The 16424-nt window shown below is 40.7% G+C and carries 7 protein-coding genes and 1 pseudogene; all 8 read right to left on the reverse strand.

The genetic code is table 11. The features are described 5' to 3' along the window. Positions 1-6: 6 nt before the first annotated feature. Positions 7-1953 carry a glycoside hydrolase family 97 protein gene (locus BQ5591_RS15550; RefSeq protein ID WP_071150028.1) on the reverse strand — a complete coding sequence of 649 codons (1947 nt, stop codon included), beginning with the start codon at positions 1951-1953 and terminating at the stop codon, positions 7-9. Between the two features lie 16 nt (positions 1954-1969). Next, on the reverse strand, positions 1970-3070 hold the full coding sequence (locus BQ5591_RS22210; protein WP_394331821.1) for a glycoside hydrolase family 97 catalytic domain-containing protein: 1101 nt from the start codon (positions 3068-3070) through the stop codon (positions 1970-1972). Further along, a pseudogene (locus tag BQ5591_RS22215) lies at positions 3071-4753 on the reverse strand (glycoside hydrolase family 97 N-terminal domain-containing protein); the annotation flags it as partial. A 69-nt stretch (positions 4754-4822) separates the two neighbouring features. Then, a complete protein-coding gene (locus tag BQ5591_RS20935) occupies positions 4823-7336 on the reverse strand; it encodes a glycosyl hydrolase family 8 (protein WP_083381055.1) in 2514 nt (837 codons plus the stop codon). A gap of 280 nt (positions 7337-7616) precedes the next feature. After that, entirely contained in the window at positions 7617-10097 is a 2481-nt protein-coding gene (locus tag BQ5591_RS15565) for a family 43 glycosylhydrolase (protein WP_083381001.1), read from the reverse strand. Positions 10098-10397: 300 nt separating this feature from the next. Then, the gene (locus BQ5591_RS15570) at positions 10398-12560 is read right to left on the reverse strand and encodes a glycoside hydrolase family 43 protein (RefSeq protein WP_071150769.1); all 2163 of its coding nucleotides are present in this window, start codon (positions 12558-12560) and stop codon (positions 10398-10400) included. 192 nt (positions 12561-12752) lie between these two features. Next, the gene (locus tag BQ5591_RS15575; protein WP_071150029.1) at positions 12753-15173 is read right to left on the reverse strand and encodes a glycoside hydrolase family 127 protein; all 2421 of its coding nucleotides are present in this window, start codon (positions 15171-15173) and stop codon (positions 12753-12755) included. Positions 15174-15267: 94 nt separating this feature from the next. Continuing rightward, positions 15268-16401: an endo-1,4-beta-xylanase gene (locus BQ5591_RS15580; protein ID WP_071150770.1), complete on the reverse strand. Its 1134-nt coding sequence runs from the start codon at positions 16399-16401 to the stop codon at positions 15268-15270. Positions 16402-16424: the final 23 nt, after the last annotated feature.

Here is a 16424-nt window from a genome sequence, read left to right on the forward strand (position 1 = left end):
ACTTAGTTATTTGGTTATGACCAATCCTCCATTTTCAGGTATTGTGATTTCGACTTCTTGTTTCTTGTTCAACTTAAAGGATTTCACACTACCCTCCAATTTCTTGTCATCACTGTAGCATTGAAGTTCTTCCCCAGCAGTAAACATGGGTAATTTGATTTTCAACTTCAATGTTTCTTTTTGTGCACTGATACCTGCAATATACCACTTATCGGCATGACGACGAGCCAAAACAACATATTTACCAGGATAACCGTCAATGAAACGGACTTCATCCCAGGTAGAAGGCACTTGTTTCATGAAATCAATAGCCCACGCAGGCGCATCGGTCAGATTATTTGGAGCCAAAGCGAAATGCTGTACGGCACTTTGGAACAGAACAGCTGTTGCTAAAGCAAATACATCTGATGTTACACGACGGCTTCCTCTTGGTTCGTTCTTCGCATTATAATATTTGTTCAAAACACTTCCGCCAAAATCCATGCTACCTACCGTGTTGCGGATAAAAGGATGCAAACAGGCATTAAACGCTTCAGCATCGCAACTTCCTTGAGAAAAATGCAAGTTTTCACTCGCCAGTACAGCCTCGCTTGCTGCATAATTAGGATACATACGCTCCCAACCACGAGGCAAAGTACAACCATGGAAAATGACTAACAGACCATAATCGTTTGCATCAGCCAATATATCTTCATAAAGTTGCATCGTGGCTTGTTTATCACCACCAAAGAAATCGACTTTTATACCTCTGATGCCCACTTCCTTCATCCAAGCCATTTCGCGACGACGGGCAATAGCATTATCCATAATGCCACGTGGACTTTGCGGAGCATCGTTCCAATAACCATTTGAATTATACCACAGGTAAAGAGCAACCCCCTTCTTGGCACCATATTTGGCTAATTCTTCAATTCTATCATATCCTATCTGCTTATCCCACAGAGCATCAATCAAAACTGACTGATAACCCATTGCTGCCGAAAAATCGATGTAACGAAGCTGTTCTTCATAGTTGGTGCTTACATCCATACCAATTATCCAACTCCACGAGCCTTTACCATACTCATATTTTTTAGAAGCTTCGTACTTAGGCTTTACCACATCAAAAGCTACAGTAGTCTCTACAATCGGAGCCAACGTCTCGCCTAACGTAATCGTACGCCAAGGAGTTTCGCCTGGTAATGCCATACCCGGATAGACAGAAGCATTTCCATTCATCTCGCCTTCTTGCGGGAAACCTATCGTATAAAGTCCATTCTCCTGACCCAGCAAACGGCAGCCACAATAGCCACCATCCGTTCCAGTCTCGGAAATCAACACCCAACCGTTTTCATTCAGTCGGAACAGACAAGGGAAGGTATATCCTTCTCCCCAGCCGTTCTTGCCTATCGCATCATCGGGAGTATAGCCTGTTTCATAACTTGGAGAAGTCCGTGCAAAACCTCCCATCGGCTTACTTTGCGGACACATGAATGTAGTCGTTCCCTGCGGCATTGTAAAGCCAGTAGCTTCCTTTAGTACCACACAACACAAAGTCTGCTTTTGCGGATAGAGTTTATACCTGAAAGCAACATCCCGATTGCTTACCTGAAATATGACATCATAAATTTTCTTTCCATCTTTTGAGAATGTAAAGACTTGACGATTGGCCTGATATTCTACATGACTCTGCTTAATATTCGGCAACTGGTATGTTTCATTCAGAGCCTGATTTTCTGATGCTGAAGACAACTCCATCTGAGACGTATAATTCCCCAGATTTGTCTCTATTCCCAAAGGAGACTTCAGCAAAAAAGGTATGCCATTGTATGTTACACTATAGGATGGAGCTCCGCCCTCATCGGACACTGCTACAACTACTTTTCCATCAGGACTGGAAACATTTTTCTCTATGGCAAAGGCCGAGGCCGTCCACAAAAGACAAGAACATAATAAAATTGTACTTTTATTCATTTTTCGTATTTTATATTTAATTGGTTGGTTTAATTACTGCTACAAAACCTCCACGTGCCAAACTGTTCATCTGGTTGGGAAGCTGAGATAAATCTTTTACTTCAGACGATACTTTCCACTGCTGTTCCTTATTACCACTGTCTTGAAACAGAGTAATCTGATACTTACCATTCTTAAGGAATTTCCAATCGAGGTCCAACATTTTTTCCTGATCAGTACCATTCAGCCCTGCAATATACCAAGCATCACCCTTTTGACGAGCCATCACAACATATTCACCGGGATAACCTGAAATCAAATGTGTATCGTCCCACACTGTAGGCAGTTGCCCCATAAAATTCTTCACTGATTCAGGTTGTATCAGATAGCTTTCCGGACGGTCAGCCCAATGTTGTAAGGCCGATTCGAACACAACCATCAATGCCAGCTCGTGTGCATGTGTCGTAATATGCGGATGCTGTGAATCAGAGAAAGTGCAAGGAGTATAATCCATAGGACCTACCACATTGCGCGTAAACGGTAAAGTAGTGTTATGAGAAGCAGCTTTATTGGTAAGTACAGGAGCATTATTATACCATTCTGCACCGTAAACAGCTTCTACCGACATCAGGTTAGGATATGTACGCTGCCACCCACGCGGAATTGTTGCACCGTGAAAATTCACAAGCAAATGATGTTTGGCAGCTGACTCTAACAGATCCAGGCAATAGGCCATTGTTTCTTCCGTATCACCCGCAAAAAAATCGATTTTTACTCCTGCCACCTTATTTTCTTCCAGCCAAGCAAATTCTTTTTCGCGATTTTCCGGAGAATTCAACTTAAACAGTGGACCGGCTGCACCGTTGTTTATCCAAGCCGTAGAAGAATTATACCACAAAAGAGTACGCACACCACGTTGCTCTGCATACTTCAATGCATCTTGAATTGTGCCACCATTTTCCATCACATCCCATTCCCAGTCAATCAATACATAAGGCCATTTCAACTTAGCAGCCATATCAATGTATTTTTTCACTATCTGAAAATCCTTGGATCCGTGATTATAGGCCCAATATATCCATGAGACATTCCCTGGATGAATCCAGTCAGTATCTTCCAAAATGCAGGGAGCACTCACGTCAGTGACCAGAGTAGATTCAACAACATCAGCCAGCGATCCGATGATCATTACACGCCATGGTGAAGTCCAATTTCCAGTAATTGGCTTTGTATTCTCAGCAGGACATACCTTATAATCAGTAACAAGTTGTTCATTTTTCAAAGAAGAGGCGCTATTCTGTCGGTCAATACCTGCTTCTGAAATCAAGGTCCAAACATCATCGGCCGTTTGAATCAGTGCCGGATACCCCCAATGATGATTAGAGTTCTCGCCTATTGTAGTCATTGGAAAAAAATCCTCATACCCAGAGTTATATTTTTGCATCCAACGTTTTGTTCCCTCAGTAATACGATAAGTAGTAAGTTCCTCGGAAAGAACCGTCTGATTAAGTTTGGGTAACTCATACCTGAAAGCAATACCATCATTATAAAGACGGAAGTTCAATCTCAGTTCACGGTGAAGAGAATCAGTAAACAAATATACATATTCAAATCCTTCATTGAAACAGTGCTTGCGCTTTCCTGTTAGCATTGTGTAATCTTCTTTTACAAGACGGGGTTGACTAACACTTTTCAGTATCAACCCACGTCCTCCTCCATCCTGCGTATACATGCCGATAACAGGTATAGACAATATTTCATGTTGCCCCTTCGCATCCATGTAATTCACATCAAAAGAAAAATGGTTTTCTGCACTTGTTGTATACTTTAATTGTATCTTTCCATTAGGAGAAGAGATGGAACGGGTTTGCTCAACATACTTCATTGTACCGTCTTCATTGTAAAAGAGCTCATCCACACAAACTGAACGGCGTCCGATAGCTCCTTTATGACCATCAATAGTAAGCACAGCATTATGATAAAACAAATACCACTTGTCTTTAAACTCAGCAATACCCGGGTGAATAGTAAAACTGTTTTCCGCCATACCTGTAAGTTCACCTTGATACTCCCACGGTCCTTCCATACTTTTCGATGTAGCATAAGATATATTTTCACGCCCTTTCCCCATGGAAGCATAAGTCAGATAATAGATACCATTACGTTCGTGAAGCCAAGGACCTTCTACATACTTGGGCAAATCAATAACTTTAATCTCGCCATCCAGTTCAATCATATTCGGCTTCAGTTTAGCCATAAAACATGTACCATTTCCCCAGCACAACCAAGCCTGTCCGTTCTTTTCAATCAGCACGGTCGGATCGATATCATTCCACCAGCCACGTGCTCCGTTGGACGTCATATCATCACTTACCAATGGCTTTCCTATAGCATCTACAAACGGACCAACAGGCGTATCAGCAACAGCCACGCCAACCGCTTTTCCTGTATATTTTCCTCCTCCCTGAACTGTCGTATAATAATAAAATTTGCCATCTTTTTCAACAACCTGTGAAGCCCAGGCCTCACCCACTGCCCACTTAAAGTCGGTCGGACGCAATACAGAACCATGATCGGTCCACGTCTTCATATCCTCCGTAGAATAACAAAGCCATTCCGTTATATTAAACTCCTTTCCGCCCGATGCCGTATCCTGACCATCATAGTACTCATCATGACCGACATATAAATATAATTTGCCATCATGCACCAACGGAGCTGGATCGGCTGTAAACTTATCTGTTATTAACGGATTTCCTTCATAAACAAATGTGCGTTGGGCATAAGCTGAAAAAACAGCACACATACCAACCAAACACATTAATAATATTTTCTTCGCATTCATAACTTAAATATTAATGTTTTTCTCATATTAACTATAAGATTACTATCATTCTTTGGGAAAAATAATCTGATACTTGCCACTTAAATGCATAAATGCAAACAAACGTAATAACCCATCGTAATAAGCATCAAAGTATCCATCATCATAGGGTACATGTTCTGCATTCCACAGCCGATCAATAAAATCACAGATTTTACTATGAGTACAAACTAATGAAACTGCCGCCGATGTAGCAACCAAACCTAACGAATGACGGAGTTTCTTATATCCTCCTGCACCAAGAATCTCATTTACCTGGGTGCCATCAACATTATACTGGTCAACAAAAGTATCAATCCCTTCGGCATACAAGAAGTTCTGAATTCTATTCCCATAGGATTGTTGCCATTCCTTATCGGCACATGCCCATGAATAGTCCAAAGCAATATTCATAGGAACACGCCATGAATCAAAACGGAAAGCATCACCTATGATTCTGTTACTGCCAAGTAAAGTTCCATCATAATTGCAATAATCCGGATTCAAGCCTGTAATAGGATGGATGCACTTCCGTAAATATGCACGGCTCTTTTCGGCACATTCACGCCAGAAACTGCTCCGTCCATCTTCTGCCCAACGCGCCCAGACCTCATAAAAAGCCGGAACATGATAAGATGGGTCGGTAAAGCTCCCACCCCATGGATCAGGTGTAAAAGTTATCAGCTGATGTTGCAAATTAATCAAGGGCGATACCCGATCCATCCCAGCTTTTTGCATAGAACAGTCTAATATATTCTGAGCCTCGGCCAAGTAATTTATCCCGGTATCATTTCCCCAACGATTGGATGCAAAAATAAGCGAAGTTACATAATATAATTCTCCATCAGAAGCTGGCCCTTGCGCATTGCGTTTCCCGTCAGTCTGACAACTCCAGGCAAAATAGCCTTTCAACGGGCCATCCTGATGTTGCATGTATTTTTTGCTCCAACGCCACAATCGATCAAAGATGTCTTGTCGGTCAAACTGTACGGCAATCATCATACCATACGACATTCCTTCTGTCCGGACATCATGATTCTTCAGGTCAGATATATAAGCTAATGAATCACCTACCTCAAAATAAATTTTATTCGGACCTGAGAATAAATCATTAAAAACAGAAGTTATCTTTGCATTGATATCTGTTTCCTTATATCCTAATTCAGCAAACAAATTCCGATATTTCCGTGTTGCAAAAGCCCCTTTATCCCAAGGCAAAGCATCAAACCCAAGCCAATCAATTTCCACTTGTCCTCCTTTTAAAAGGCTGCATTGCAAATCGCAAATGCCAGTAGGAGCATTCTCGACTGTTGTCGTAACCTCCATCCAATCAGAGCTTTTAGGTATAGAAATTTGTCCTATTCTACTTCCTTCGGATGTACTAAGCAATAAAGTAGCCCCTTTTTCAGATTTAGCACGCACACGTATCGTCGCAACAGGTTCTTTTCCAAAATCTACCCGATTATAACGTATCCAAGCCTTTTTCCGGGTAAAAACACTTTTCCATCCTTCAAACTTATTACTATTATTGATAAATGAAATGGAAACACCCGTAGGACTTATCTGGCTATATCTGTCTATCTGAATTCTCGATCGGGCTTTTGTAATGCCTACACCACGCAAGGTCGGTATTACTTTCTGAATTGTCCCATCAGCATTGAAGGACAAAGAATCAATTCTGACCGAACGATTTTTGTCAAACTCAGGAGAATAATCGTTATGATGATAAAAAAGATACCATTGATCTTTATACTCCACAATAGAATGATGGTTGGTCCAACAGCCTGAAGGAGATTCATCCATAATAATACCTTTGAATTCAAATGGCCCCATAGGACTGTCTCCCATGGCATAAGCCAGCGTCTCTGTCTTATCCTTCACCCATGGAAAAGTAAAATAATACTTTCCATTTCGTTCAAAAGCAAAAGGACCTTCTTTAAAACCGTCAGGCATTCCCTCTATTTGCATCGGCTCCGAAGCCAGTTCTACCATATTTTCTTTCAACTTTGCAACCTGTAATCCCCGTCCTGCCCAATAGATATAACTTTGCCCATCACGATCGACCAAGACGCAAGGGTCTATACCATTTACTCCTTCTATCGCGCGGCGTTGTGGCACAAACGGTCCATAAGGTTTATCAGCAATGGCTACCCCTACTGCAAAACCACGTTTTCCCTCTCCTCGCGGAGTAGAAGGAAAATAAAAGTAATATTTCCCATCTTTATAGACACAATCGGGAGCCCACATGGAATAGGAATCTGGCTGAACCCAAGGAACACGATTTTGAGTCACAATCACTCCATGATCTGTCCAATCGACTAAATCGTCGGACGAATACACATGATAATCAGCCATACAGAACCACTCCTTCAGCCGTTCAATTGGGCTGGGAATATCATGAGAAGGATAAAGATACATTTTACCTTCGAATACCCGTGCTGTAGGATCAGCCGAGAAATGATCTCTGATAATTGGATTTTGTGCCATCATATTAACTGCACAAACAAACAGTAAGAAAACTATTTGATGGATGCCTTTCATATTTATATATTGATGTTTGTGTAAAATATTCATAGCTCTTTCAACACCTGACAGGGCTCTTTCATTCACATAAAAAACTGTCAACATTTGCTTCACCTCTATCCAAGCATTATTTTATTCTTGCAAAAGGATTGACTTTTCCTCGTTAAAACATTGACTAAACCTCTATAAGTTTCCTCTTTTCAAGCGACAAGAATACTATCATTGACAATGCAATACTTTAGTATAGAGAATGAAGCAAAATTAAACAAATAACCGGTAATCTACTCTTCAGAGACTATCATTTTTTAAACAAATGAGGCAAAAACTCTTTCAGGCAACGTCTCCAAGTCAACCATTCATGATGAGTGCCTGGTGATTCATAAAAATCTACCTCAATGCCCATTCTTTTCAGTTCGTTAACCATTTTTTCTGTGCCAAAATTCTCTTCCGATCCGCATCCCATAAACATATAATTTACCTGTTTATTGAACTTCTTGGCATCAGCAAATACTCCATTGAAACAAGTTTTCAGATCAACGCCGAAAAGGGCTCCACTAAAAGTACCCAAGTAAGAGAACATATCCAAGTTAGGCAATACGGTATTAAAAGTCTGATGTCCTCCCCAAGACAATCCTGCCATAGCACGATTCTGACGGTCAGATTTAGTACGGAACGTTTTGTCAACCATCGGTATTAAGTCTTTCAGAATCACATCATAGAACGAAGCTCCATAAAGGTTACGTTCATTATTCACATTTTTACCTCGCCGAGGTACAAAAGGAGCCTTAACATCACCACTCTCCATCACTACAATCATAGGTACACATTTACCACTGGCTATCAGATTGTCCATAATGAATTGCATACGGCCTTGTGTACTCCATCCTGTTTCATCTTCACCCATTCCATGTTGCAAATAAAGAACAGGATAACGTTTCTTTCCTGAAGTCTCATATTCGGCTGGCGTATAGACCATGGCACGACGGAAGGATTTCTGACTTTCTGCATAATAAGAAACCGAACGAACCTGCCCCTGAGGTACTCCTTGTTGCGGACGATAATAATTGCCTTCTTCACCTTCGGGCACTTCGATACCGCTTGATTCACGACAACAACCAAAGAATGTTTCACTTGACGGATCGCAAACCTGCACGCCATCTACAATAAGGAAATAATAATGAAAACCTACTACCAACGGATCGGTAGTCGCCGTCCAGAAGCCTTTGGCATCTTTTTGCATATCATATTTCTTACCACAGATATCGACCTGCATCCTACTACAGGCTGGAGCATAAAAGCGGAAATGGGCACGACGTTCATTATCAAGACGAGGATACTCATAACCTGGCACATTGGTAACAGCCGCTTGCGTATCTTTCATTATATCTTGTGCCTCTTCATCCGAGAATTGCCACCAATCAAAATTGAAGAGCTTGCAACCTTTCCGGCCTTTAAACACAAAATATACATCATGTAAGCCTGTTGCCTGTTTTTGCAAAGAAGCCTCAACTGTCATCCAACGCTCCCAACCTCCCGTATGAGGTACTTTTATTTCTGTGATCTGTTCCCCACGAATACTATCCAAATGAACCTCCAATGTTCCACCACGCAACGCACTGCTAATAGAAGCAATAAACCGACGAGGTGATTGATTGCCGAAATCGACCTCACGCACTTTTATATAATCACCGTTATGAATTTCCGAAACATATACCCCATTATCACCATTCGGCTCTGTTTTCAACCCTTCACTGAAAGCAATAGTTTCCGCCTCAACACGTTGACGAGGATTCAAAGTTCCAACAGGCTTCACTCCTTCTTTTGTGGCGTTAATAATAGGGAATGTTCCATCGTCGTTAAATGTAAATTGTTCTACCGCAGCACTTCGACCAAAGCCTCCCCCACCTGGCAATTTACCTGTATGATAGAAGAAGTACGAATTGCCTTTATAATCAATAATACCGCAATGGTTCGTAAAAGAGCCTGTATCCTGTAAAGGCATTATCTCACCCATATATTTCCAAGGCCCCAACGGTGCATCTGCCATAGAATATGCAATATGTTCTGGTACCCCGCCTGCCGCATAAAGCAGATAATATTTTCCGTTGCGCTTATGCAACCAAGGACCTTCGGTATAGATATCTTTATATTTCTGTCCTTTTACCCTTTTTTCAGGATTAGGAGCACCAAAACTTTCAACAGTTTGTTCTATTTTACCGACTTCACCCTTTATGGAGATCATATCATCATTCAACTTTGCGTAGTAAACATTAGGATTTCCCCAATAAAGATAAGCCTGTCCATCATCATCAATCCAAACAGTAGGATCTATATAATCCCAACTGCCATCACAAAGCGGTTTCCCAATTGCATCTTTAAAAGGGCCAGTAGGACTATCACCAACAGCCACCCCAATAGCCATCGCATTGGTCAACTTGGAATGAAGGCAAACATACCAATAGAACTTTCCATTACGTTCTATACATTGCGCAGCCCAAGCCCGATCATCTGCCCATTCAAACGATTCAATCGCAAGAGGGGATCCGTGGTCAGTCCAATTCACCATATCGGTAGTAGAATAAACCCGCCATTCCTGCATCCAGAAAAAGTCGGCACGATCTTCATCATGTCCGGTATAAACATAAAGAGTACCATCATGTACCATAGGAGCCGGATCGGTCGTATAGCACGTCTGTACTATCGGGTTTTGTGCTGCAAGAGGGCACAAGACTGCCGCACACGCACAAGCAACAGTCGTAAACAATAATTTCTTTTTCATGGTATTCACTTCAATATTTATTATATATTTTTTTCCTATAAAACAGTTCTTCCGACTTTCAACCTTTTCGTCCTGAAGACAATTACAAAGTAAAGCAACTTCGAGCAATTAACCCAAAAAGAATGTTACAAATACATTCGTTCATGTTACATCATGAGCAAAAAATGCATTTTTTTCGAATTAAAAGGGGCTCTTCTTCTTCAAAAACATAAAATTGAACTTCAGAACTCAAAATAAACATTGATGAAGTAAAAAAGAAAAAGCTCGGCAAGATTCTATTTTTTTCCTGCCGAACTATTATTAATAAGTTGCACTTTTTTCCGTCTTTTTCACACTTCCATCACTATCTATAACTGTCCATTTGAACACGGTCCCATCTTTTCTGTCCGGGCGACAGCCTGTCCAATCAGCACCATATGGTTCACCGGTTACAGGATCAATGCCAATATAACGGTTCGTGCTCAAGGATAAAAGCATACATTGTCCACGAAGCATATCTTGCCATAAAAAGAGACTTGCATCACTCTCCTTTTCCATCATACGCACATCCGCTGACAATCCTGCCCCTACAACAGTCAGGAACCCAGTGCCATTCATCGCTTCTAAAGCAATACGACCTTTACCGCGATCATGCACCTTGAAAAAACATCCTCCATTCTGGTATTCACGGCTACCTTTACCTGCAGAATGAAGCATCCCATGCGGATTAGCCCAAGCATAAGTACCATTAGACAAATTGCACAAACTTATAACTTTCCCTATTGGCAGGTTAGAAGTCCGATCTGACATTGGTTCGTCAACTACAAAATTATCAAAACAAGCATATCCTCCCTCTCTTTCCTTCTCATTATATGCAAAAAGAGAATAACGCGATCCTTGGAACGTCTTTAATTGATAAGGGAGCAACACTTTTTCACCAGCTTTTTCATACTCACTTCCAGTCAAACTATAATAGAATTGGGCTAAATCAGCATCTAAGTCCACCGCAATTCTCAGATAAACAGTTCCTTTGTACGCAGGATCATTCACCTCCATCTGCCTCTGTAATGAAATTGTTTTATTTCCTTGTTGTACCTTCATTACAAGATCCTTTGCTTTTCCTGTACATACTACTCCTAACCACGCATAAGGCATATTTAGCAATCCTAAACCTGCCACATCACCATCTCTCAAACTAGAAGCGTCCAACTCCACAGTAGCGGTAGACACAGGACCAATACAACGTTGTGTCAACGTATTCTTGGCCCAAAGGAAACTTCGTGCAGGCATAGTCTGCAAACGTAACTTACCATTTTTCAATGCCCATTTCTTATCTACAGGTTCATGATTCCATTGCCAAATGGGTAAAAGTTTATCATTATCAAAGTTATCACTACGAACATAAGGAGCATGAGGAAGCGATACTGACTCTACATTCGGTTTAAACCAAGTACGCGGAGTACGTCCTAAATTACCCGGCAATCCAAAATATGGCCAACCATCTGCCCATGTCACGGGCGACAAACAGACCGTTCGCCCCACAGCACGAAAGTCGGTCATAGAAATTCCCCACCATTCACCATTAGGTAAATCTACAATTCCTCCTTGATGCAAAGGCACAGCACTAAAATAATTGCCATCATCACCCGAAACTTTAAAATCAAAACCATCTTCCGGTACAGGACTACCTAATCCGACATTATTCACTGAATGCACACGCCGTGTTCCCATTGTTTCTTTAGCACTGATAGTAACCGTTTCGTAGGGTCCCTCAGGCCGATCGGCACGCGCACATTGCATACGTCCAACAGGAGCATAATTTGCACTGATAATAAAATACTTACCGTTTATTTTATAAAAATGATGTCCTTCTCCCATGGCATTCCCTGCCGGAATAATTACACGCTCACTACCCTCCACAAAACCTGTAAGGTCCGGTTTCATTTCAATTAAATGCACTTCATTATACTTATATACAGCATATATTTTTCCATCATCATCAAACAAAACAGAAAGATCATAAATGCGACCGCCTATATTAATATGTTTCCAAGGCCCAGCTGGATTCTCAGCTATAAACACTTGTAGTCCATGCCCATTTATATTACTGAAAACATAAAATTTACCATCATGATAACGGATACAAGGTGCCCATATACCCTGTCCATATGCTTCTTTCCCGTTTTCCAGCTTAAATTCATCCCCCATATTGAAACGGTCAAAACAATAACTCATGAATTTCCAATTAACCAGATCTTTTGAATGCAGAATTACTAAACCTGGAGTAGCGTGCATTGTTGTTCCCGCTAAATAAAAATCATCTCCAACCCTAATTATATCCGGATCAGAGAATTCATCATAAAATAATGGATTCGTATAGGTACCATTTCCATTATCTGCAGTCCACGAAATATTCCCCTCAGTTTCTTGTGCAAAAACAGAAGTAGTCATTACAAACAGACAAATTAAGAATAATGCTTTCATAACATTTATTACGTCCAAAATATTGTATTAACTTCAAATTCTTTATCAAATCTCAAAAGACTAGTCTTCTTAACTAAAAAGGTCGAAGCACCTCACACTTTGTGTAAGCCCTCCGACCTTCACTAGTTTAAAAAAGTCTGCTATTCACTTTTCCGTAAGCACACTTTATACTTCATTTCCAAATAGCAAAATCTACTCGTTTTCGATATTCTTTTTCAGCAATCTGATATAAAATACTCCACCAGCAATCTGTCCTGGTTTACTACGGAAAGTAACCGTGATTGAGGATTTACCTTCTAACATATTTACCGGTATCGGATATTCTACATTGACCAATTCTTCCCTATTCCATTTACCAACCAAGTTCTCCTCAACCAATAATTCGCCATCAATCAGAATATCAAACGAACGGTTAGAAGTTTCATTTCCCCAATAACGAACCATCAACGAAAGATCTGTCTTACTATCTGTTGCCAGATTATATTGGAAGTATCCACCATCACGAGCATCACGCCACGGTTCACCCTGGAAATGACCAGTTTGTGATTTTTCATATTTCATCTTATGATCTACTTCAGGCTGCTGTTCTGCAGTAGCTACGGCATCCACTGTACGTTGGTCAAGCAACAATTTACGTTGTTCTGCTTCACGCTCTGCTTTCTGAAATTCCGCATATTCTGCATCATTCATCGAAAGCCAGTACATCATATAACGGCAATCATGTATGCGGAAGAAAGGTTCCAATACCAAATCTGAAAGTTTTTCTCCCTTCAAAGTAAACAAATCGGGAACAGTATAACACATTTTTTTACCTGCTACCGGTTGCATATTTTCCAATTTAGAAAGTACTGTCTTACGATCACCTATGATAAACGGAGTATCAAACACAGAAACCAGCGGACCATGAGCGATGTGCCCCCAGCGATCATCATCTGCAATTAAGCCATCCAAATGTTCAGTGCCCATACGTGCTCCCAACAAAATAGGACCTCGCATAATCGCAATATAATTAGACACATTCGGCAACTCTTCTACAGTAACTTTCATCGGAGTGGTTATTTCAATCACATCCCCATCCTTCCATTTTCGGTCTATCTCAATATAACTTGAGGGCTTAGAATCTACCGCATAGTCTTTTCCCCGACAAACGACCTTCATTGCGCCTGCTTCACACCACCAAGGATGCCGAATAAGCAACTTTGCTTTTACTGCTTTCTTCACATGCAATACCAGCCGACTGCTTTCTTCATCAGGGAAAGATGTTTCTTGAGTTAAGGTAATTCCTTTCTCTTTCCAGTTCAATTCAGAAGCAACAAATAGATTCACATACAAATCATCACCATGATGAGTATAAATGAACTCACCATATTTCCCATGATTTTCCATACCCGTACCTACACAACACCACATAGCACTGTTCGGTGCAGAGTAAACACGATAGTGAGCCGGACGTGCAGATGTAAAATACACGTATCCTCCATGTTCAGGATGCTGAGTAGAAAGAATATGATTGAACATTGCTCGCTCGTAGAAATCGGCATAACGAGCTTCCGGATGCATACGGAAAAGACCTTCCGTCAACTTCAGCATATTATTGGTATTACAAGACTCAGGGCCTTCACGATCCTCTACGTAACTTTTACAATCAGTAGCAGCAGGAAAATGTTCACGACGACTATTACCACCCAAAGCTAAAGAACGATTATTCACCACTGTATTCCAAAAGAAGCATGCCGCAGAATCGTAAGTAGATTTATCCTGTTCTCTACCAGCCATATCGCTCAATTCTGCAATACGTTGATATCCTACAACTTTAGGAACTTGGGTATTGGCGTGTTTGTTATCCAAATTGTCCACTCCAGCAACCATACTATCCAACAACCAATGATGAGAGAAACGTTTAGCGGCATCCAAATATTTCAAATCACCGGTCATCTGATAAGCATCAGCATATACTTCATCCATGCCACCAAACTCATTACCCAACATCTGCTCCATTTGTTCTTCATTAAGAGGAGCGATGATCGTCAATCCCCAATCGCAAAGATCTAAAAACATTTGACGTGCTTCTTCGCTTCCTCCATACGACCATGCATCTCTCAAACCAGCATAAATCTTATGCATATTATACCAAGGCACCCAGTACTTCCAAACAATTCCAACGTTGCCTTTCTTTATCTCATTCCAAGCCACCATACCATTAGGCACACCACCAACGTAGCCGTTACCATGTTTTTGTTGACAACGCTTCAGTTCGGCAAGCATATAATCCATACGCTGTTTACACGCTTCATTTCCTGTAGCCGCATAATGAATAGCCAACGCTGACAGGTAATGACCTCCAACATGCCCGTCCAAATCTTTCCAATTCGGGAAACTTTCTCCTTTAGGAGTCAAGCCTGCTTCTTTCAAGAAAGGAGCCAGCAAACGGTCTACGTCATACTTCAACAGCACATCCACATTCAAGTCACATGCATGTTTAAATGGGCCATCCAACAACTTAACCTCTCCTAATGGAAACGTATTGGAATATAATTTATCCTGAGCAACACTATTCGGCATAATGCCCACAAGACAAAAGGCTGCAATAAAAATATTTTTTTTATTAATCATAATTGGACAAATATAAAAATAACACAACGATGCAAATGTACAAAAAATCACCTAATATTTATTACTTTGCATCATATTCAGAACCTAATAACTTTTACTTCGTAATAGATTTTTCCAACAAATCTTTCACAAAAGGTTTCGGTTGATAGTCACGATCAAAAAGCAACGCATAATCTTTACGTCCACGTACGGGAAATCCATTCTTCCACGAATCTCCGTCACTTACTCCCCATGCTGTAACTCTGCTAATCACATCAGAATGTTTAACAAAAAGATTCATAAACTCAGCCATTCGTTTATTCCACTTTTCAGAAACACTATCAGGCAAAGAAACCGGATAAGGATTTAATGCTTTGCGAAAAGCAACCGTATCAGCAATATTTGCCGTACGATTCACTTCTGGAAGTGCGCTCATATCCCATTCTGTAATCATGACTTTGGCCCCTGTTGAAGCAAAAGCCACGATACTCTGTTCAAAATCAGCCAAATCTGGATAGTTCATTCCAACATGTCCTTGCATTCCAACAGCATCTACCCGCAATCCTCTAGCCTTCATATCATTAACCAGCTTAACAACAGCATCGCGTTTCCCTTTAAAATGCATATTATAATCGTTGTAATACAATTCTGCATCTGGATCTGCCTCATGGGCATATTGGAAAGCTAAAGGAATAAATTCTTCTCCCAAAATCTGATAAAATTTACTATTTCTATAAGAGCCATTCTCCATGATAGCCTCATTCACAACATCCCAGCCTTTAATCCGTCCTTTATAACGACCAACAACCGTCATAATATGATCTTTCATACGCTGCTTCAAAACTTCTGGAGACACATTATTTCCATCTTTATCTACACAGAACCAAGGTGCCAATTGTGAATGCCATATCAGACAATGACCAGTAACTGTCAATCCATTATCCTCGCCAAATTTAACAAATTCATCAGCCTGACGAAAATTATATCTGTCTTCCTGAGGATGAATGGTTTGGCATTTCATACAATTTTCCGCCACAATAGCATTAAAATGTTTTTTCACTATATTTACTCCATTTGTATCTCGCCCAGAAGACTGAAACGTATTCATGGCTACGCCTATCAGGAATTTATCACCTAAAACAGATTTCAAAGTTGGTTCTTCTTTTACAACAGCCTGAGACGTACGGGTAGCACAAGCACATAATGCGGCACCAGCCACCATTATTAACAACAATTTTTTTCCTTTCATAATTTGATTTGTATGTATCATCA

Source organism: Bacteroides ndongoniae, assembly GCF_900108345.1.
Classification (GTDB): Bacteria; Bacteroidota; Bacteroidia; order Bacteroidales; family Bacteroidaceae; genus Bacteroides; species Bacteroides ndongoniae.

Excerpts from the sequence above, each read along its gene's own strand:
- BQ5591_RS15580 (WP_071150770.1), bottom strand. The coding sequence starts at position 16,401 with ATGAAAGGAAAAAAATTGTTGTTAATAATGGTGGCTGGTGCCGCATTA.
- BQ5591_RS15575 (WP_071150029.1), bottom strand. The coding sequence starts at position 15,173 with ATGATTAATAAAAAAAATATTTTTATTGCAGCCTTTTGTCTTGTGGGC.
- BQ5591_RS15565 (WP_083381001.1), bottom strand. The coding sequence starts at position 10,097 with ATGAAAAAGAAATTATTGTTTACGACTGTTGCTTGTGCGTGTGCGGCA.
- BQ5591_RS15550 (WP_071150028.1), bottom strand. The coding sequence starts at position 1,953 with ATGAATAAAAGTACAATTTTATTATGTTCTTGTCTTTTGTGGACGGCC.
- BQ5591_RS20935 (WP_083381055.1), bottom strand. The coding sequence starts at position 7,336 with ATGAAAGGCATCCATCAAATAGTTTTCTTACTGTTTGTTTGTGCAGTT.
- BQ5591_RS15570 (WP_071150769.1), bottom strand. The coding sequence starts at position 12,560 with ATGAAAGCATTATTCTTAATTTGTCTGTTTGTAATGACTACTTCTGTT.